The following is an 18,570-nucleotide window of genomic DNA, read 5'->3' as shown; positions in this document are numbered from 1 at the left end:
CCAGGTGCCGAGCGCATCTGCTCGAGCGCCGCACCGACCGCGCCCTTGCCTCCCGGGCTCGTCCTGTTCCCGCCGATGTCCCCCCGATCGGACGCTGACACCGATCACCGCGCTCGCGCGCGCCACTGAACCCGGTCAGCCCTGGAGTTCCACGCCCCGACCGCAAGGCGGCCGGCGCCACATCACCCAACCGTCACCCGCATGGGGGCCCACGCCCCCGCCACGGGGTGCACGTGGTCTCCCTTCCCATCCAAGGAGTCCACGATGCACAGCACCAACGCCTGCCGTCAGGCCGGCGCCCATGTCGGCTCGCCACACACGGCAAGCGTCGACGCAAACCGAGCCCGACTCGGCTCGACGACGACCCCGTTCGTCGTCGACGCCCTGTTCGACATCCCGACCGCCCTGGATCTTCAGGACGATCCCGGCGCAGACAGCGCCGACAGCGCCATCGGCGCACCGGGCAGCACCCGCGAGGAGTGGGTGCAGGAGTGGAGCGAGGACGACATCGTCCTGCTGCACTGGCGCCTGCTGCAGGAGATCCGGCACCTGGCCGACCCGGCCACGCCGCTGGAGGAGAAGCTCGACACCCTGCGCTGGGTGTTCACCGAACGCGAGAAGGACGGCCTGCCGTTCTCGTTCGTGAACTGCCTGCGCGTGGTCGGCTGCAGCCCGCTGTCGCCGATCCCGTACTGCGGACTCGTCGACGCCGAGGAGGTTCGCGAGTGCATCCGCCATGGGCTGCGGCCCTGGCTCCACGCGACGCTGGCCCGCTACCCCGACTGGGTGCGCGAGGCCGTGGCGACCCACCCCGAATGGGTCGAGGCCCGGCTGACACGCAATCCCCAGTGGATCAACGAGCAGCTCAAGCAGATGTCCGTGCAGGGCGACCTGTTCGCGTGATCACGCCCACCCCGGGCGCCGTGCCTCGGGCCGCGCCGACCGATCCGGTCAGGCCGGCGGCACGCGCCCATCCGTTCGAAGGAACTCACCATGCTCACGTTCAAGGAAGCCCTCTGTCTGCTGGCGATCGTCATCGCCTACGGCATCACCGGGCGCATGGACTACGAAGACGCCCTGCTGATGGAGCAAGTCCGGCAGCAGGTCGGCGCCGACTGCATCCTGCCGCCCGAAGGCGACGACACCCTCCCGGAAGCGGGACCCACCGGGCACCCGCCGGTGGCCCGCCCCATCGAGGGCATCCCTCCGGAGGCACCCTGCGTCCCGGACGCTGCGTCGGACCAGCCCATTCGGCTGACCCGGCACTGAGGGGAGCCGCCATGCACACCGATGCACGCCTGGTTCCCGGCCGCGTGCGCCTGCTGTCCGTGCAGGCGCCCGAGGACATCGAGTACCTCGTCAAGGAAAGCGAAGTGCTGACCGGTCGGTCCGGCCGCACCTTCGTCATCGCCGGCGCCGACCGGCTCGTCTACCGCGTCCACTGGCAGCCGCTCACCGAATCCGGTGGTCATGCCGCCGGGCCGTTGGTCGAGCGCCTCGGCCACCAAGGCGAGGTCCTGAGTCGCCAGCACCTGCAGCTCTGGGAGTTCCTGGAGCACAGCCTCGTCGAGGCGCAGGCTGCCGGCCAGCTGTTCACCCCTCCGGTCCGCACGACGCCCTGATGGGCACCGATCCGCGCTGACCGGCCCACACACCCCGGCGGGTGCATCCCGCCAGGGGTGCTTCCGCCGGTTCTTCCCCCGATCGGGATGCCCCCGAAGGAGTCAACGATGAAGATCCAAGTCCGAATCAACGAAGAAGGCGCGCTGCGCAACCAGCGCCATGCCTTCAGCAACCGGTTCACCCTGGTGTCCGAGCTGCTGCAGAACGCGCGCCGTGCCGGCGCCCGCCTGATCCGGATCGACCACGATCCGCAGGCACAGATCCTGACCGTGCAGGACGACGGCCACGGCCTGGACGACTTCCAGAAGCTGCTCAGCTTCCACGAGTCGGGCTGGGACTCTGACACCTGCACGCAGGAGCGCCCCTTCGGCGTCGGGTTCTCGAAGTGCCTGTACGCCGCCTCGCGCTGCGTCGTGGCCTCGGGCCGGCGCCGCGTCGACATCGACACCGCGGCCGCACTGGCCAAGGCGCTGGTCGAGGTCGAGGAGTGCACAGAGGGTGACGCGGTGTCGGGTACCCGGGTCGAGCTGCACGGCGTCGACCTGCCGGACCTCGCACAGCGCGTCGAGGAACTGTGCGCCGGGTTTCCGGTGCCGGTGTGGTTCAACGGCGAGCCGCTCAGGCGCGCCATGGCCGAGGCCAACCTTGCCACCCAGGCCAGCGCCATCGGCGCCGTGCACCTCGCGGGCACGCGCGACGGCCGCTACACCCACGACACCTGGGTGTTCCTGCAGGGCTTCTGCGTGCTGCGGCCGGCCTGGTCGACACGCGAGGACGTGAACGTCGTGCATCTGGACTCGCGCCAGTTCATGGCCCGCCTGCCGGACCGCGACCGCCTGATCGACGAGGACGTGCAGCGCCAGCGCATCGACACCGAGCTGAAGGCCTGCTGGCGGCGCACGCTGGAGATCGCCAAGGCCGAACTGCCGCCGCGCCACTTCATCGACACCTACTACGGCGTCATGCGCGGCTGGGGGCACCTCGACCTGCTGAACGACCTCGGCACCCTGCCGACGGAGCTGTGCAGCCTGGTATCGGGCTACCCGGTGCAGGTGGAGCATGGCGAGCGCCGCCATCTGACGCCGGTGCCGACCGCGCCCACGCGCGAGGCCATCGAGTCGGGTGCCGTGCAGCTGGTGGCCCTGGACGACGTGGGCGACGACAACGCGCCGCGCTGGATGATGGCGCGCGCCCGCGGGTTGCTGGTGTTCGACTGGATCGGCGTGCATGCCGACCACTGGGTGATGCGCCACGTCCGCTTCCTCGAGGAGGAGGGTCAGCGCGTGACGCCGGTGGGCGAGAAGCTGCGCACGGCGCTGGAGGGCCGCTGGGTCTGGCCCACGGTCATCCTCTGCGAGAAGGTTCGCCTGCGCGTCGGCGACGACGAGACGCTGGTCAGCGACGCCGGGGTCTGCCACGACGGCAACCTGTACATCCCCGACGGCGAGACGACGGGCGCGCCGGTGGAACAGCTGTCCTCGTTCACCGACGAGCACGACCAGTTCCTGGATGCCGACCGCGACGCCGACCGTGACGCGCTGGCCGATCTGCTGCGCCTGCTGCGGGCGGTGGACCCGGTGCAGACGCTGGACTCGCTGCTGCAGTCCCTGCGGCTGGGCAAGTACCCGCTGCTGCACGGCAAGACCTTCCAGCTGACGGTGGGTGTGGGTCTCGCGCCCGGGCACACCGTCGATCTGGTCGACCACGCAGCCGCAGGCGGAGGAGCCCATGCAGGACGCTGATTACGCGGCACGCATCGACGCCGTGAAGCAGCGCGCGCACGGTCGCTGGAGCGAGGTGCTGGCTGCGGCCGGCATCGAGGAGCGCATCCTCAGGCACCGCAACGGGCCCTGCCCGTCCTGCGGCGGGACGGACCGCTTCCAGTACACCGACAAGTTCGGCGAGGGCAACTACCACTGCCGGCAGTGCGGCCCGGGTGGCGGCTTCAAGCTGCTGCAGGCCGTGCGGGGCGTGGACTTCCACGCCGCTCTGTGCGAGGTGGAACGTTGCCTGGGCATGCTGCCGGCGGCGGCCGCCTGCGAAGCCGGTGCCCCGGCGGCACCGGGGGAGCGCATGCGCCGGCTGGTGCAGCGCATCTGGGACGAGGCGCGACCGGTGGTGGCCGGCGACGAAGTCGACCGCTACCTGAGCGGGCGCGGCCTGACATTGCATCGGCATCCGCCGGTGCTGCGGTTCCACCCGTCGCTCGGCTACTTCGAGAAGGGTGCGGACGGCAAGTCGCGGCAGATCGCGGCCTACCCGGCCATGCTGGCGCTGATCCAGGCGCCGGATGGTCAGGCCGTGACGCTGCACCGGACCTACCTTCGCGACGGCCGAAAGCTCGACGCCGCCGACGCGAAGAAGGTGCTCTCCGCGGGCATCCACGGCGCCGCCGTGCGGCTGTTCGATGCCGGCGCGCAGCTCGCGCTGTGCGAAGGCATCGAGACCGCCCTGGCGGTGCACCTGGCCACCGGCAAGCCCGCGTGGGCCGGCATCAGCGCCGGCAACCTGGAGAAGCTCTGGGTGCCGGACACCGTGCGCGAGGTCTGCATCTATGCGGACAACGACGCCGGTGGCGACTTCGCCGGCCAGTGCTTCGCCTACGCGCTCGCGCGGCGGCTGAAGCGGGAGGAGAAGACCACCGGCCCGCGCCAGGTGCGGGTGTTCGTGCCGCGCCATGCAGGCACGGACTGGGCCGATGTGTGGTGCCAGCGTGCCACCGGCCCCGACCAGGGCCGGGGGCAGGCGACCGCATCGTCGTCGGCCGACCGGGCCTCGGGCAACCGGGTGGCCCTCGGTGGCTGAGGCAGAGGTCATGAAGCTTGGGGTGCGGCGAGCCACGGCGGGCCGCACCCGCTTTTTCAGCGGCACTGGACGGGTCGGCGCATGCCCTGCGCCAAGACCTGCCGGTGCCGGCGAAAAGGTCAGGCGCCGTCGGCCATGCGGCCGACGCGCTCCCCTCGTCGATTCCCGACTGGTAGCTGCCAGACCAGGTGACGCCAAACGGCGCCACGAAGGCAGCCCTGGAGATCCCGCGCGACCGATGGCGACACACGTGTCTCCGATGTCGCGCCCCTGCCTCGCCGATGCATCGCCAATCCATCCAGGACACGCTGCATGCGGCGAGTTGTTGTCGTCAACCCACTGCGGGGACCCGTGCCCCGACGTGGGCCGTGCCGTCCCCGCCTTTCACACACCCCAACCCGATTGGAGAAAGTCATGAAGAGCGGACGTACCCTCGTGAGCCTGGCCCAGGAACTGGAGCGCCAGCTGCACTCGAAGAAGGACCTGATCGTGCCGTCGCAGCTGGTGCATCACAGCACCGGCGACGACGGCCAGACGCACATCATCGTCAACGAAGCCGGCAACCCGGTGCGCTACGGCGTCACGCCGCTGGCGCGCCGCCAACTGGCCGACAAGCTGAAGATCCCGCACGCGTACTTCGAGCGCATGCGCGAGGAGCAACCGGTGCTGCTGGACCGCAACGTCAACACCTGGCTGCAGAGCGAGGACGACCGGCGCATGCTGCGCACCCTGGACGGCCAGGTGCGCGCGGTGCTGTCGGACCGCTACCGCCGGCTCGACAACTTCGACCTCGCCGAGAGCGTGCTGCCCATCCTGCAGCAGCTCCCCGAGGTGCGCTTCGAGTCGGTCGAGCTGACCGAGACGCGCATGTACCTGAAGTGCATCACCTCGCGCCTGACCTACGAGATGGCGCCGGGCGACGTGGTGCAGGCCGGCGTGGTGATCTCGAACTCCGAGGTCGGCCAGGGCACGCTGTCGGTGCAGCCGCTGCTGTACCGGCTGGTCTGCCGCAACGGCCTGATCGCGGCCGACCGGTCGCTGCGCAAGACGCATGTGGGCCGTTCGCTCGGCACCGAGGACGAGGGCCTGCAGGTCTACCAGGACGACACTCTGCGTGCCGACGACAAGGCCTTCTTCCTGAAGGTGCGCGACGTGGTGCAGGCGGCGGTGTCGGAAGCGAGCTTCCGGCAGACGGCGCAGAAGCTGCAGAAGACGCTGAAGATCCCCCTCGTCGGCGACCCGGTGAGGACGGTCGAGGTGCTGGCCCAGCGCTACACGCTCAACGACGTCGAGCGCTCGGGCGTGCTGCGGCACCTGATCACCGAGGGAGAGCTCTCGGGCTACGGGCTGGTCAATGCGGTGACGCACTACAGCCAGGAGATCGACGACTACGACCGCGCCACGGAGTTCGAGGCGCTGGGCGGCAAGCTGATCGAGCTTGGCACCGCCGAGTGGAAGGGCCTGGCCGAAGCGATCTGAGCACGGCCTGAGCAGGCAGTCAGGCTCGGCGGCGAGCGGGGGTAACCCCGTTCGCCGACCGTGCCGGCACCGACGTTGCACGACGCCCCGACAAGGTCGTCGTTCACGCCGCATATAGCTTCATGCGGTGGCGCTCACGCATTCGCCGGAATTCACCAGGGCTTGCGAGTGGCAATTCGGTAAGCAGATGCACAGGCCCGCGCCGCCCATTGAAGTCGACCTGCCGCCCACCCTATGCTGGCCGCACAGCGCCGGAACCATTCCCTAAGCCACCGCAACACGACCCGCATCCACCGACCAACCCCTCCACCCTGCCCTGCACGGGCTCGTGGTCCCCACGCGAGGACGCACCATGAACCAGGTCCAGCTCTCCGATGTGCAGATCGCCAACCTGACCCTGCTGCTCACCATCCGCGACGGCATCCTCCACGACCGCACGGCCGCGTGCTGCCGCTTCTCGCTCGACGCCATGCAGGCAGAGCGGCTCGGCACGATGAGCGTCCAGCAGTTGATGGCCATCGTGGCCAACCTGGGTGACGCCACGCTCTTCCCTCCGCGCCGCGACCTGGTCAGCCTGCTCGACACACCGTTGCCGCTGGTTCGACCGCTGGCCGCGGTCCACGCCCCCCGCCATGTGACGGCCAGTTCGGCAGCCTGACGCCCAGTTGCCCGGTCATACGCCATGCAGTCGCGGGTCGATCGCCAACTGCGCGCCCTGGCACTGGCCAAAGCCTGCGCGGCCTGCGGTGCACGCGTGCGCACCATCGGCCATCTGACGGGCCTGCCACCCCGCGAGGCGCTGCGCCTGCTCTTCCCGGACCGCATGGCTGTGCCTCGAGGGCGCTCGCCGGACTCGCCGGAGTGGTACCACGGCGCCAACCTGCTCCACCGCGCCGAGGCCTCGATCGTCGTGGCCCTGTACCGCCGTCTGCGAGACGCCGACTTCCCTGCGGGTGAAGCTCTCGTCGGCGCCTACCGCCACTACGTCGGCATCTGCCAGCCGCCGCACCGCATCAGCTTCGACCGCGCCTTCGATCTGGCCGCGCACACGGACGGTCTGTGGCTCACCGACACGAGGAGCTTCTCGCTCGTCACCTGCCCGACCTGCCACAGCGAGTTCCTGGCGGCCTTCGGCTCCGTGGCGCGGTCGAACGACCACTGCCCGTTCTGCAAGCTGGTGCAGCGGTACGGCACGGACCCGCGGGTGCAGGGGGCGTTTCCGGTGCAGCCGCTGGCTGCGCCGAGTGCGGAGCAGCTGGGGATGCTCATCCTGCTGCAGCGTTCCTTTGGCTCGTCGACGGGGCAGGCTGGAACGTCCTCGGCGAGCGAAAGCCAGCCGTGAGCCAATCGGTTCGCAGCAGGACCTTCCCTGTCGGATGGCGATGCGAGATACAGAGGAAGCAATTCCGATCTGGCGTGGACGGCACAGCGTCCTACTTGCATCAGAAGCGGATGCCGCCGGACTTCGGTGTCGCAAACTGGTCCGGCTCCTTGCCCAGCGGGAAAGCGACAACGTACAGAACGCTTACCGGCATCGGCTTGGCATCGGGGTCGGTTCCCCACTTCACCTGCATCTTGCGTTCGGCATAGCGCAATGACACGCCGAGCGCCTTCAGGCCATCGATGCGGGACTGCAGTTCGTCGTACACCTCGAACTTGGTCGACTCGGTGTAGAGGTCCGCGCAGTCACGGTACTCCCTGAAGTAGTCCACCAATCCGGCGAACGCCTCGTCCGCCTCCCGCTCGAGCTCGCACCCAGGCTCCGACAGATCCATCATGTGAGCTTCGGTGAGCTTGGCCAACTGCTTCCCCGTCGTCAGCGGGAGTGCAGTCAAGGTGACGTGTTCGCGATCGAACTTTGCCTTCTGTGCCTTGAGCTCCTCTTCCGTCGGGATCGCGAAAGGCTTGTTCAGTACATCCAGATCCTCGAACTCGAACGCACCGGCCAGAGCCCTTCGCGTGTCCAGGCTGGCCGCCAGGCCCTGTTCGACCCGCTGGATCGTGCGGACGTTGAGCCCGGAGATTTCAGCCAACTGCTCCTGAGACCACTGGCGCATCTCCCGGAAGAGCCGCACGCACAGGCCGAGTTCGGCCGGGGTCAGCAGGCGAGCGGTCGTCACTCTTTCGGCGGTGTCAATCACAAGGTTCTCCATGGTAGGACATCGATGGCATGCAGTATCGAAAGCACCGACGGCGCTGACCACGACAGCTGCCCGACAGCAGCCCGCCATGGCGGTGTATGAACGCGGACGACGCACGCCCGATGTCGACCGCCAGCGATGTCGGATCAGGCCTGCCGCCGACGCCTGGTGTCGAAAGCCGTGCCCGAGAGTGATCCTTTCAGGTGACGGCGTTCAACCGTGTCCATCAACATGGCCGCGGGTGCACGCCTGCAATCGCCATGCTTTCGTCAGCTTCCCACGGAGCCTTTCCAGCGTCCGACCCGGGCTTCGCCGCCCTGCCCGTCCCTGACGTGCTGGCATCGGCCGACGGCCTCGTCAGCCGCATCCGCCTGTGCTTCGGCCTGTCCCGCGACACCTTCGACGCCGAGGTGCAGCCGCTGCTTCAGCGCTATGCCGGCTACGTCCACCTGCTGCCGGCCACCGCCGACAACTACTTCAGCTCACCTGCTGGCCTGCTGAACCTCGGGCTGGAGGTCGCGTTCTACAGCCTGCAAGGCACCGACGCGCACATCTTCTCCGGACGATCGACGATCTCGGCGCGCCGCCAGCTTGAACCGCGCTGGCGCCTGGCCACCTTCATCGGTGGCCTGTGCTGCGAACTGCACCGGGTGCTCAGCCACCTGATCGTGACCGACGAGGCGGGTGGCGAGTGGCCGCAGTTCCTCGTCCCCCTGGGCGACTGGCTGGCATCGCGCAGTGCTACTCGCTACTTCGTTCGCTGGCGGCCGAACGCCACCGAGTCGCGCGGCCTGGGCGTGTTCGCACTGCCCCTGGTCATCCCGGGAGCCACGCTCCAGTACCTGGCGCAGGACAACAGCATCATCGTCCCGCACCTCCTGTCCAGCATCAGCGGGCAGCCGGTATACCGTGACCACAACGTCCTCGACGCTCTGGTGCGTCGATCGCTCGCGCTGGTGGTCGACCGGAACCTGCAGGCCAACGCCGATCGCTACGGTGTGCCTCAGTTCGGCTCGCACCTTGAGCGGTACCTGGTCGACGCCATGCGTCGCCTGGCATCCGGCAGTCCCAGCTGGTTCCCGAATCGGGAGAAGTCGCGCGCCTGGCTGGGGTCCGATGGGCTGTTCCTGCTGTGGCCGCAGGCGGCCCACGATGTCCAGGCACTCCTCGAAGCCGATCAGCTGGCCGGCATCCCGAAGGCGCCTGAGACGATGCTCGATCTGCTTCTGGAGGCCGGGGTCTTCGTGCAGCAGCCGGACGGTGCCTCGACTTGGTTCGTCCTGCCGCCTGAGTTGAAGACCGCCGCGGAGGCTGTGAAGCTGGCATCGCCGGCGATCCTGCTGAACGGTGTCACGCCGCCGGCCGAGCCATTGACCATCTCGTTGGTCTGCCCACCTGGCGCCATGCGGACCACACAGAAGACGCCAGCGACTGCACCGGCGCCAGCCCCCGTACCGCCGCCCGGCACCCAGTTCTCATTGCTCGACGCCACCGATGTGGCCACTTCACCGGCAGCTCGCACGTCCCCGCCGCCAGCCTCGCAGACCCCGGCACCGCCCTCCGCTGTCGTCGCCGACCTCGCAGTCCAGTCGCCGCCCCCTCCGCCCTCCCCTCCGCCCTCCCCGTCGCAGGCCGCGGCGCCCACCTTAAAGCTGAACGCGCCCATGCGCCTGAACCCGGCCGTGCGCGATGCCCTCGCGGCCATCGTCAGCACCCTCAATGGGCCCGGCAGCGCTGCGGCCGCCGCACCTGTCGCGGCCGGCCTGTTCGTGCCGCTGGCTGAACTGGAACGGCGTGGCGTGCAGCCCGCGCTGGCGGGTCGGGCGCTGGCCGATGTCGGCCTGCTGGTACATGCCGGACGGGATGGCCCGGCCACCGTCACGGCCGACTTCCGCGGCGAGCCGACCATCGGGCTGGTCGTTGCCCCAGCCTGCATCGATGGTTTCGACCCTGCCGCCTTCGAGCCGGCCGCGCACGAGGAGCCCTGACATGCTGATGCGCCGCTACGAGATGCCCTGGCGGCGCGCCTACGAGGTGTACGCCGCCGCCGTCTGGGCATCCGCCCTGCTGTTCTTCGCAGTCACCGGCGGACTGGGCCTCCTCCCGCGACAGCTCGCACTCCCGCTCGCCGCTTTCTGCCTGGCGATGGGCGTCCTGCGGCTGGCGCAGGGCGTTCACACCCTGGTGCTGCGCGCCTCGCTCTCCGGCCGCGGCATCCAGGTGCTGAGCACACGGGCCGTCGCCCGCTGGACGGAGAAGCCTGACGCGGTGTTCCTGGGCTTTGGCTTCGAGTGGAGGCCCGTCCACTCGCAGCGTCTCTACGAACTGGCCAAGGTCGACTACCGCGAGTTCACCGTGTCGCCCCGCCTGCTTCAGGTGCTGGGCTACGACGCACGCCCGCAACCCGATGCAGAGATCGGCCTGCCCTACATCCATGGCGTCGAGCCACGCGAGGTGGCCCTGCACCGGCCGCTGCAGAACTTCGAAGGCGGCACCTTGCTGGTGGGCACCACCCAGTCCGGCAAGGGCGTGGCGCTGGCCAACCTGGTGACGCAGGCCGTGCGTCGCGGCGACGTGGTCATCGTCATCGACCCCAAGAACAGCCGCCGCCTGAAGCGTGTCACCCAGCGCGCCTGCGAGGACTGGCGCGACCCCGACACCTTCCTCGAGTTCCACCCCGCCTTCCCTGAAGCCGGCGTGCGCCTGGACTTCACCTTCAACTGGCAGAAGCCCACCGAGATCGCGTCGCGGATCCAGTCGATCATGCCGCCGGACACGGCCGGCGCCTTCTCCGCCTTCGGCTGGGACGCCGTGAATGTGGTCGTGCAGGGCTTGGTCGAACTGGAGGAGCGGCCGAATCTGGTCAAGCTCACCAAGTACATCGAGGGCGGTATCGAGCCCGTGCTAGAAGCGACGCTGCGCCGCTTCTACGAGCGGCTGCTCGGCGCCAGCTGGCGCGACCAGCCGGAAATGAAGAAGCTGCTGCACGACGCGCACCGCGGCAACATGAAGCGCCCGTCGGAGGCGGCCAGTGCGGACCTGCTGGCCCTGGTCGCCTTCTACGAGCACCACGTCCCGCAGTCGCAGCGCAACAAGGTGCTCGACGCCCAGGTGCGCACCTTCCGCCACAACCGCGAGCACTACCAGAAGATCACCGCCAACCTGCTGCCGGTGCTCTCGATGCTGACCTCGGGCGACCTGGGCCGCAGCCTGTCGCCCGACCCCTTCGACGCCGGTGATGCGAGGCCGATCATGAACTTCGAGAAGATAGAGCGCGCGGGCCATGTGTTGTACATGTGCCTCGATTCCCTGCCCGACCCGTCGGTGGCTACCGCCATCGGCGCACTGGCCCTGGCCGACCTGGCCGCCCGTGCGGGCATGCGCTACAACCTGGGCGGCTACCGGCGCATCTCGCTGTTCGTGGACGAGGTGTCGAACGTCATCAACCAGCCGCTGATCGAGATCCTGAACAAGGGTGCCGAGGGTGGCATCTTCACCACCTGCGCGATGCAGACGCTGGCCGACCTGGCCAAGCGGCTGGGCAGTGAAGACGCGGCGCGCATGGCGCTGGGCAACCTGAACAACCTGATCGCGCTGCGATCCAAGGACCGGCCGACGCAGGACTTCGTGGTCGAGACCTTCGGCAAGACCGCGATCCACTCGGTGCGCGTGGGCCTGAGCAGCGGCGCCGACGCACACCTGGGCGACTTCTCGTCGAGCTACTCGACGCAGCTCACCGAGAGCTTCGAGGAGATGGTGCCGGCCGACGTGCTGGGAAAGCTGCCGAACCTGCAGTACTTCGCCTCGGTGTCGGGCGGGCGGATCATCAAGGGTCGGTTTCCGATCCTTGACCCGGATGCGGATGAGCCCAAAGCAACAGGTTCGGCGCCACCGAAGGCGATCCGGACTCCAGGTGCGATGACGGGGCAGCCGTCGTGATCCGTATCGTCAGCATCGCCGCCCTGCTGAGCCTGCTGGTGCTGGTGCTCTACCTGCCATCGGCGCATCCGCCAGAGCGGTTCCTGGCGCAGATTCGAAGCGAGCACCAGGCTATGGAAGAGCTTTGGGGCGAGGCGCCGGCGCTACGGATCCTCGACCGAGCACTGGGCCTTCAGGGTGCGGCACGGGAGGCCACGCCTGTGCCCCCAATCGCCAGCGCATCGGCGGCCAGCGGCGTGGACGGTGCCGTGGCGCGGGAGATGGCTTCCGTCAACCGGCGGCTGTTCGGAAACAGCTACTTCCGCGCGATCGACGCGCTCGTGCTGCTGGCCGCCTTCAGGCTGTCGGCGATGCTGGAGTGGCTGCCTTGGATGGCGGCGTTCCTTGTTGCAGCAACGGCGGACGGTGCCATCAGCCGAGTGATCAAGTCGAAGGAGTTTCTGCACCACGATCCCGAGGTCTTTGCCCTTGCGGTCTCCGCAGCGATCGTTCTGGCCTGCACCGCCGCCGTCACCTTCGTCTTGCCGACTACGGTGCCTCCATTGACGCTGCCAACGGTGATCGTGGCAATCGCTCTCCTTGGCGCCGCTGCGCTCTCAAGCTTTCACAGGCGAGCGTAGAGCGGCGCTCCGTTGGCTGCCGGGCACCAGAAATGCGCAGGACCGGCCTTCGCAGGTCACGCCCGAGCATGCGGCGAGGGCCCGCCAGCAGTGGAGCGGCATCCATCCCAGCACGGGAACATTGTTCCCATTTTGGGAACTGTGCTAGACTTGCTCGCATGATCCTGTTGGGCCGAGAGCTCCTCCTCACGCACACGCAGCAGTACCCGGCGGCCCGGACAGCTGTTTCGATGTGGCTCGCAATCACCAACCGATCGACTTGGCAGTCAAAGGCCGATGTCATCGAGTGTTTTCCTGCCACGACTTTCGTGACGCCGACTCTGGCCTCGTTTTACCTAGTAGGGGTCGATTCAGTATTGACTGCCCAGATCGCCTTCAACTCCGGACTCTTGATCGTACTTGCCGCATCGCAGGGTCGTAAGTCCGTCCCAATCTCCGCCCAAGAAAAATAGCATGAAGCTCCGCGTCATTAGAGACGACTTGCAGTATGCCGCTCTACTTGAGCAGGCCAAGGAGCTTGCGATCTCGGACCCTTCGCCCGACAGCGAAGAAGCCGAACGCCTCGCCATTATTTCCGTGCTTCTTGAGAAGTATGAGGAGGAACGCTTCAAGCTCGAAACACCCGACCCGATTGATGCAATTCTGTACAGGTTGGCCGAGCTTGGCTTGAAGCAAAAGGACTTTGCAACGATAGTAGGAAGTCGGAGTCGAGCATCAGAGATCCTCGCGAGAAAGCGCGGTCTGACTATTGAGATGATTCGTGCCATCCATGAACATCTGAAGATTCCTGCCGAGTTGCTGATCGCCCATCCTCGCGATCGGGATGTTGATCCTGAAGATTTGGATTGGAGCAAGTTTCCCGTCCGCGAGATGAAGAAGCGTGGCTGGCTGGACTCCGATCTTGCACAGGGCAAGACTGGGGAAGATTTGATCCGTTCGTTCTTTGCTCGAACCTCAGCGCATCACGCACCGGTTCTCTTACGCAAGACGCTGACCGGCGTTCAGAACGAAGAGAGCCGCTACGCGATTTATGCCTGGGTGGCAAGGGTGCTGGTACGCGCTCGGGACCTACGCAAGGTTGACGTACGGTATGTTCAAGGCTCTATCACCGATGAATTCTTGCGGCAAATCGCCAAGCTCAGCCGCTCGCCCGATGGGCCATTGTTGGCTCGCGAGTTTCTCGCGATGAAAGGCGTTACGCTGGTTGTTGAACCGCACTTGCCCAAAACGAGACTTGACGGTGCCGCGATACTGGACGATGGTGCGCCCGTGATTGGCCTCACGCTTCGGTACGATCGCGTAGATTACTTTTGGTTCACGCTTATGCATGAACTCATTCATGTCCAACGCCATCTAGGTAGGCAACACGCCACCTTTGTCGATCAGGACGAAATGTCCAACGACGAGGAGAAAGAACTGGAGGCCAACATCTATGCTGCAGAAGCCTTCATTCCGCGACAGATCTGGAAGAGCAGTGATGCCTACCGAACTCGGAAGCACGAAGCTGTCATTCAGTTAGCTGATACGTTGATGATTCATCCAGCCATTGTTGCCGGCCGCATTCAGCGCGAAACCTCCAACTACAGGATCCTGAAGGAACTGTCCGGAGTCAGCGGCATCGGCAAGCTTTTCCAGGTATCCACCCAGGGAGATGAAGAATGAAGCGCGTGATCTATTCGCCGATCCTCAAGAGCAAACGAGGTGAGGCAAAGTCGCTCCAACATCTTGCGGCACCTGTCAAGGCGAGGATCATCCCGTTCTTCGACATCCTGGCTCTGAAGCCAGGAACCCAGAACGGCAGCGAGGTTGAGGCTCACCTGATCAAGCAGGCACTCACGGTTGCGTCAGGCTGGAAGCAGCAGGGGATCTGCTACGTGGACCTCTTTGACATCAATCCGCTGGCCCGTGGGCTTGAGGGAAAGCATCCCGTGACGATCGTGCACAACCGACTTGCTGCCGAGCAGGTTCGTGCCATTCCGGTGATCGGCCTCGAACGCGATGTCCAGTACAAGCTGTCCATACGTGCCGTGGTCGCCAACGGCGCAGAAGCCCTTGCGATTCGACTCGAAGCAGAAGATATCCAGCTCACGAGCGTACTTGCTGCGAGAGTGAAGCAGCTTGTAGGCGAGCTGAGCGCCGCGGCAATCCCGATCCACATCTTCTGCGACTTCCGATCTGTTGCTGGTCAAAGCCCGGATGTTGTTCGAGCGCAATTCCTGAAGGCCTACCTCGAACTCTCGAAGGTCGGCGCCGCTCGAGTGGTTTTCGCCGCCTCGGCCATGGTCCCCAACATGGGGAACTACAAGAAGGACAGCTTCAACCGCGTCCCCCGGACCGACTACTTGGTCTGGCAGGCGATTGCCAAGGTCGCGCCTAGCGTCGACTACTCTGACTATGGCGTCGTCCACCCTGACTACATCGATCTGGACCCTCGCGTCATCAAACCATCCGCGAAAATTCGGTACTCGACTGATCGCGAGTGGCTCATCGTGAAGGGTTCTCGCTGGGCCGACAACACGTCTCAGCACCACCGCCTGTCTCAGGTTCTCCAAGGTAAGTCAGAGTTTCGCGGTGCCGACTGCTGGGGTGGGGAGTACATCACTACGGCCGCGGCCGGTCGCAAGACTTACGGTGCCTTGGAGACCTGGGTGACGATCGACCAAAACACCCACATCACGCATACCGTCAACCATCTGAGCAAGGTCATCGAGCCACAGCTGGCAGTGGTCGGCTAGGTAAGCCACGACGGGAGTTGGCTACACGTCGGCACATAGGTCGCACTCAGCTCGGCGTCGAAACCCCCCTCGCAAACGCGCCATTCCGCGGCGCCGCGGCGGCAGCCGGCTCCTACCCTTTCGGTCACGCGCTCGACAGAGCACGGCCTTCAGATCCTGAAGCCACCGAACGAGGACCGCGCCATGTACTCTGCATTGCCCGCTGCCCGCTGCGACGCCGCCCCCCAGGCTGGCCAGACCGGCTCCGGCGCCCACGACGGCGAACACCCGGAGACCATCGAGACCCGGCTCTGGCTCGAGGAGCACGACTGGCTGTTCACGGTGCTGCGCAGCGAGGGCAACGTCTCTCCGACCTTCCGCTTCCCGGACCTCATCAGCGCCTGCGTGTCGCTGGTCTTCCTGCACGATGACGCGCCAGCGCGGATCTTCGATTTCCTGGGCACGCAGTTGGTGCTGCGCCCGCCGCTGACGCCCAGGCGTCGCGAGTCGATGTGGCGCCCGCAGTACGAGCTGCTGCTGGCCGTGCAGCGCTCGCCGGCCAACCGCCACCCCAACCCCAAGTTCCAGCTCGACCAGCTGACCACGGCCTGCGTGGCCCTGTGCTGCCAGCACGAGGGCGCCGACACGCTGGTGCTGCGCCAGGCCCGGCTGAACATGGCCGACCGAGCCGCGCGCGGGCGCCCGTCCCGCACCGGATGAGGCGAGAGGTGACGACGCGGTGGTGCTGGGGTTTCGTCCCAGACGCGCCGCAGGTCACCTCCCCGTAAACCCGTTCAATACCCGCTCCACACCCGCTTCCTACCCTGACCGCTTCGCCGGTCCTCACCCGTCGCTCGACGCCCAGCAGTCGACCAGGCCTGGCCGACTGGAACGGCGTCGCCCTGTCCACCAAGACGTCACGGGTCGATCCATGCAGGTGCCGCTGTTGTTCCCCGCGCGACGGTCGCCGATCCGGCCGATGCCAGGACCCTGGCTGCTGGCAGCGCTCGCCACCGGCTGGACGCCGTTGCAGGCCCAGGCCTGCTGGGATCAGGCGGCGCAGCGCTACGGGCTGTCGCCCCACCTGCTGGTCGCGGTGGCCCGTGTGGAGTCCAACCTCGACCCACGTGCCGTCAACCGATCGCATCTGCAGCGCACGGGCTCCTACGACATCGGGCTCATGCAGATCAACAGCTCGCACCTTCCGACGCTGGCGCGGCATGGCATCAGCGAGGCGCAGCTCTACGACCCGTGCACGAACATCCACGTCGGCGCGTGGCTGCTGGCCGACGCTTTCGCGCGGCACGGTGCCTCGTGGAACGCCGTCGGCGCCTACAACGCCGCCTGCAGCCAGCTCAAGGGCGAGGCCTGCACGGCGGCGCGTGCCAGCTACGCCTGGAAGGTCTACCGCCGGCTGCCTTCCGCCAGCGGCGCGGCTGCACGTCCCGTTGCGGCGACTTCGCAGCGGTCTGTGCAGGCGGCGCAACCGGCGCCCATCCTCCTGGCTGCGAGGGTGGCGCCATGACGCGACGTGCGCTTCGGCTCTTGGCCGTGCCTGTGCTCGCGGTGACGGCCGTTGGCGCCGCGTCGTCGTGCAGCGCCCCCCGAACTGGCGCCCCCCCTTCGCGGCCAGAGGCCGCTCGACCGCCCTCCACTTCGGCGCGCGCCGCAGCTGGACTGTCGATCGCCCAGTTGGACCACGGCCGCCAGGCTCGGTTCGCCGCGTGCGCACCGCCCGCCTGCCCCGTCGTCACGCCGAAGACGCTGGCCGTCGATCCGCCGCGTGCAGCAGCGGGTGAAGCGCGAGCCGATTCCACCCCGGGCTCGGATGCGGTCATTGCACAGTCGCTGAGCCCCGGTGAGACCTTGGTGATCGCCGGTCAGCAGGCACCGCTGCCCCCTGCGCATCGAACCGCGATCGGGCCCAAGGACGCGGGCGAACCGCTGGTGTCTGAGATCGTCGTGAGCTTTTCGTTCGGGAGCGCGGTGCTCACGGCCGCCGCCCGCGCCTCGATCGACGCCGCGGCAAAGGGCGACGGTATCGGGCGCATCGACATCCGGGGCCGCACCGACAACGTCGGATCTGCGGCTGCCAACGACCTGTTGGCCCGCCAGCGCGCTGCTGCGGTCGCGCAGTACCTGCGGGCGCGTCACCCGCACCTGGCTGGCGCGGAGGTGAAGGTCGATGGACGCGGCGTCTGCTGCTACGCCACGGAGAACGACACCCCGGAAGGCCGTGCGCGCAACCGGCGGGTCGAGATCGCCTTCTGGCGTGTTTCCTCCGACCTGTAGTGCGCCTGCAGTCGCCTGACCCTCATCCGCACACCCGGCCCTATCTGCACTGGCCTGAACTCTGCCACCGACCCGCTGACCACCCGCACCCGACCCGACCGCCACCGCCATCCACCTTCGTCTCCCAGCCCTGAACCCTCGGAGGACTCCCATGAACACCGCTCTCGCCACTGTGCATCCCGCCCGTGCCACGGGCTCCCTGACAACCGACGGCGCCGACGACCCCGCTACGGCCCACTTCGCCGGCAACCGCCGCTCGAAGCGCCTGCTGTCGCCGGCCTCGCTCCTCGTGCTGATGGCGCTCGGACTGTGCGTCGCCTTTCCCGGCTACGCCCTCGACCTGGTCGCCTTCACCGGCATCACCGGCCCGCTCACCTCGGCGCTGACGCAGATCGCGAGCCTGGGGCCCGGCATCAAGGCCCTGGTCGGTTTCGTCGGCTTCGTGGTCGCTCTCATCTCGCTGGCCGCGCTGCGCAACTTCGGCCCGGTGCTGTTCTATGTCGGGCTGGCCATCTTCGCCGCGGTCGGCCTCGTGATCGCGGGCGCGATCATGGGTGCGGTGATCTGACGCAAGCGCAGCCGACGAGCAGGAGGCCCGCATGCACGCCGACACCTACATCCCGCGCCGCCTGGACGACCAGTGGAAGATCGGGTTCTGGGACGTCGACGTCGCCGCGCCCCTGCTCTTCGGGCTGTTCATGGGCTATATGTCCGGCTCGAAATTCTCCTTCGCGCTGTGCCTGGCTGCCGGCTTCCTCACCTCGCGCGCCATCGCCCGCATCAAGGCCGACAAGCACCCGGCCTTCGCGGTGCACTGGCTGTACTGGCACCTGCCCACCAGCCCGCTGACGGCGATGCGCGCCACGCCGCCGTCGCACATCCGGCGCATGGTCGGTTGACCCCAAGGCCAAGAGATGAAGCCCCAAGCCCACTTCGTTCGCGGCCCCCGAGGGGCTG

Annotated in this window: 19 protein-coding genes; 18 read left to right on the top strand and 1 reads right to left on the bottom strand. The window is 67.4% G+C overall.

What is annotated here, in order from left to right; translation table 11 throughout:
- Positions 1 to 264 precede the first annotated feature (264 nt).
- The 8 genes from KAK03_RS25085 to KAK03_RS18355 all read left to right on the top strand — a co-directional run bounded on the left by KAK03_RS25085 (position 265) and on the right by KAK03_RS18355 (position 7,249).
- Complete coding sequence (locus KAK03_RS25085) at positions 265 to 903, top strand: hypothetical protein (protein WP_247661257.1); 639 nt, start codon at positions 265 to 267, stop codon at positions 901 to 903.
- Positions 904 to 993: 90 nt separating this feature from the next.
- On the top strand, positions 994 to 1,269 hold the full coding sequence (locus tag KAK03_RS18385; RefSeq protein ID WP_210856032.1) for a hypothetical protein: 276 nt from the start codon (positions 994 to 996) through the stop codon (positions 1,267 to 1,269).
- 11 nt (positions 1,270 to 1,280) lie between these two features.
- On the top strand, positions 1,281 to 1,622 hold the full coding sequence (locus tag KAK03_RS18380; RefSeq protein ID WP_210856030.1) for a hypothetical protein: 342 nt from the start codon (positions 1,281 to 1,283) through the stop codon (positions 1,620 to 1,622).
- Between the two features lie 108 nt (positions 1,623 to 1,730).
- Positions 1,731 to 3,365: an ATP-binding protein gene (locus tag KAK03_RS18375; RefSeq protein WP_210856029.1), complete on the top strand. Its 1,635-nt coding sequence runs from the start codon at positions 1,731 to 1,733 to the stop codon at positions 3,363 to 3,365.
- Positions 3,352 to 4,428, top strand: coding sequence for a DUF7146 domain-containing protein (locus tag KAK03_RS18370; protein ID WP_210856026.1), 1,077 nt, complete (start codon positions 3,352 to 3,354; stop codon positions 4,426 to 4,428). Before KAK03_RS18375 ends, KAK03_RS18370 begins: the two co-directional genes overlap by 14 nt.
- A gap of 414 nt (positions 4,429 to 4,842) precedes the next feature.
- Positions 4,843 to 5,907 carry a DUF932 domain-containing protein gene (locus KAK03_RS18365; RefSeq protein WP_210856024.1) on the top strand — a complete coding sequence of 355 codons (1,065 nt, stop codon included), beginning with the start codon at positions 4,843 to 4,845 and terminating at the stop codon, positions 5,905 to 5,907.
- Between the two features lie 352 nt (positions 5,908 to 6,259).
- Positions 6,260 to 6,565, top strand: coding sequence for a hypothetical protein (locus tag KAK03_RS18360; RefSeq protein ID WP_128001284.1), 306 nt, complete (start codon positions 6,260 to 6,262; stop codon positions 6,563 to 6,565).
- A gap of 24 nt (positions 6,566 to 6,589) precedes the next feature.
- Positions 6,590 to 7,249, top strand: a complete 660-nt coding sequence (locus KAK03_RS18355) for a FlhC family transcriptional regulator (RefSeq protein WP_210856023.1) — start codon at positions 6,590 to 6,592, stop codon at positions 7,247 to 7,249.
- A 100-nt stretch (positions 7,250 to 7,349) separates the two neighbouring features.
- Here KAK03_RS18355 and KAK03_RS18350 read toward each other — a convergent pair whose 3' ends face one another.
- The gene (locus KAK03_RS18350) at positions 7,350 to 8,048 is read right to left on the bottom strand and encodes a helix-turn-helix domain-containing protein (protein WP_425342684.1); all 699 of its coding nucleotides are present in this window, start codon (positions 8,046 to 8,048) and stop codon (positions 7,350 to 7,352) included.
- A gap of 260 nt (positions 8,049 to 8,308) precedes the next feature.
- Here KAK03_RS18350 and mobH point away from each other — a divergent pair, with 260 nt between their 5' ends.
- From mobH to traL, 10 genes are all read left to right on the top strand, one after another.
- Positions 8,309 to 10,036 carry a MobH family relaxase gene (gene mobH, locus KAK03_RS18345; protein ID WP_210856020.1) on the top strand — a complete coding sequence of 576 codons (1,728 nt, stop codon included), beginning with the start codon at positions 8,309 to 8,311 and terminating at the stop codon, positions 10,034 to 10,036.
- 1 nt (position 10,037) lies between these two features.
- Positions 10,038 to 11,987, top strand: coding sequence for a conjugative transfer system coupling protein TraD (gene traD, locus KAK03_RS18340; RefSeq protein WP_210856018.1), 1,950 nt, complete (start codon positions 10,038 to 10,040; stop codon positions 11,985 to 11,987).
- Positions 11,984 to 12,607 (top strand): IncC plasmid conjugative DNA transfer DtrJ family protein, encoded by a 624-nt coding sequence (locus KAK03_RS18335; RefSeq protein ID WP_176066343.1) that lies wholly within the window; start codon positions 11,984 to 11,986, stop codon positions 12,605 to 12,607. Before traD ends, KAK03_RS18335 begins: the two co-directional genes overlap by 4 nt.
- A 453-nt stretch (positions 12,608 to 13,060) precedes the next feature.
- Positions 13,061 to 14,269 carry an ImmA/IrrE family metallo-endopeptidase gene (locus tag KAK03_RS18330; protein WP_176066347.1) on the top strand — a complete coding sequence of 403 codons (1,209 nt, stop codon included), beginning with the start codon at positions 13,061 to 13,063 and terminating at the stop codon, positions 14,267 to 14,269.
- A complete protein-coding gene (locus tag KAK03_RS18325) occupies positions 14,266 to 15,342 on the top strand; it encodes a beta family protein (RefSeq protein ID WP_176066349.1) in 1,077 nt (358 codons plus the stop codon). The genes KAK03_RS18330 and KAK03_RS18325 overlap by 4 nt, the downstream gene beginning before the upstream one ends.
- Before the next feature lie 183 nt (positions 15,343 to 15,525).
- Positions 15,526 to 16,041 (top strand): hypothetical protein, encoded by a 516-nt coding sequence (locus KAK03_RS18320; RefSeq protein WP_176066351.1) that lies wholly within the window; start codon positions 15,526 to 15,528, stop codon positions 16,039 to 16,041.
- A gap of 211 nt (positions 16,042 to 16,252) precedes the next feature.
- A complete protein-coding gene (locus KAK03_RS18315; protein ID WP_247661256.1) occupies positions 16,253 to 16,846 on the top strand; it encodes a lytic transglycosylase domain-containing protein in 594 nt (197 codons plus the stop codon).
- Between the two features lie 167 nt (positions 16,847 to 17,013).
- Positions 17,014 to 17,613, top strand: coding sequence for an OmpA family protein (locus KAK03_RS18310; RefSeq protein WP_210856016.1), 600 nt, complete (start codon positions 17,014 to 17,016; stop codon positions 17,611 to 17,613).
- A 151-nt stretch (positions 17,614 to 17,764) separates the two neighbouring features.
- Positions 17,765 to 18,181 carry a hypothetical protein gene (locus KAK03_RS18305; RefSeq protein WP_247661255.1) on the top strand — a complete coding sequence of 139 codons (417 nt, stop codon included), beginning with the start codon at positions 17,765 to 17,767 and terminating at the stop codon, positions 18,179 to 18,181.
- Positions 18,182 to 18,212: 31 nt separating this feature from the next.
- On the top strand, positions 18,213 to 18,512 hold the full coding sequence (gene traL, locus KAK03_RS18300) for a type IV conjugative transfer system protein TraL (RefSeq protein WP_128001254.1): 300 nt from the start codon (positions 18,213 to 18,215) through the stop codon (positions 18,510 to 18,512).
- The last annotated feature ends 58 nt before the right edge of the window (positions 18,513 to 18,570 follow it).

The organism is Ideonella alba, from assembly GCF_018069845.1.
GTDB lineage: Bacteria > Pseudomonadota > Gammaproteobacteria > Burkholderiales > Burkholderiaceae_C > Ideonella > Ideonella alba.
This window is presented reverse-complemented; position numbering and strand designations above follow the sequence as displayed.

What these genes read in the sequence shown, in the direction of transcription:
- KAK03_RS25085 (WP_247661257.1), top strand. Translation starts at nt 265, where the DNA reads ATGCACAGCACCAACGCCTGCCGTCAGGCCGGCGCCCATGTCGGCTCG.
- KAK03_RS18385 (WP_210856032.1), top strand. Translation starts at nt 994, where the DNA reads ATGCTCACGTTCAAGGAAGCCCTCTGTCTGCTGGCGATCGTCATCGCC.
- KAK03_RS18380 (WP_210856030.1), top strand. Translation starts at nt 1,281, where the DNA reads ATGCACACCGATGCACGCCTGGTTCCCGGCCGCGTGCGCCTGCTGTCC.
- KAK03_RS18375 (WP_210856029.1), top strand. Translation starts at nt 1,731, where the DNA reads ATGAAGATCCAAGTCCGAATCAACGAAGAAGGCGCGCTGCGCAACCAG.
- KAK03_RS18370 (WP_210856026.1), top strand. Translation starts at nt 3,352, where the DNA reads ATGCAGGACGCTGATTACGCGGCACGCATCGACGCCGTGAAGCAGCGC.
- KAK03_RS18365 (WP_210856024.1), top strand. Translation starts at nt 4,843, where the DNA reads ATGAAGAGCGGACGTACCCTCGTGAGCCTGGCCCAGGAACTGGAGCGC.
- KAK03_RS18360 (WP_128001284.1), top strand. Translation starts at nt 6,260, where the DNA reads ATGAACCAGGTCCAGCTCTCCGATGTGCAGATCGCCAACCTGACCCTG.
- KAK03_RS18355 (WP_210856023.1), top strand. Translation starts at nt 6,590, where the DNA reads ATGCAGTCGCGGGTCGATCGCCAACTGCGCGCCCTGGCACTGGCCAAA.
- mobH (WP_210856020.1), top strand. Translation starts at nt 8,309, where the DNA reads ATGCTTTCGTCAGCTTCCCACGGAGCCTTTCCAGCGTCCGACCCGGGC.
- traD (WP_210856018.1), top strand. Translation starts at nt 10,038, where the DNA reads ATGCTGATGCGCCGCTACGAGATGCCCTGGCGGCGCGCCTACGAGGTG.
- KAK03_RS18330 (WP_176066347.1), top strand. Translation starts at nt 13,061, where the DNA reads ATGAAGCTCCGCGTCATTAGAGACGACTTGCAGTATGCCGCTCTACTT.
- KAK03_RS18325 (WP_176066349.1), top strand. Translation starts at nt 14,266, where the DNA reads ATGAAGCGCGTGATCTATTCGCCGATCCTCAAGAGCAAACGAGGTGAG.
- KAK03_RS18320 (WP_176066351.1), top strand. Translation starts at nt 15,526, where the DNA reads ATGTACTCTGCATTGCCCGCTGCCCGCTGCGACGCCGCCCCCCAGGCT.
- KAK03_RS18315 (WP_247661256.1), top strand. Translation starts at nt 16,253, where the DNA reads ATGCAGGTGCCGCTGTTGTTCCCCGCGCGACGGTCGCCGATCCGGCCG.
- KAK03_RS18305 (WP_247661255.1), top strand. Translation starts at nt 17,765, where the DNA reads ATGAACACCGCTCTCGCCACTGTGCATCCCGCCCGTGCCACGGGCTCC.
- traL (WP_128001254.1), top strand. Translation starts at nt 18,213, where the DNA reads ATGCACGCCGACACCTACATCCCGCGCCGCCTGGACGACCAGTGGAAG.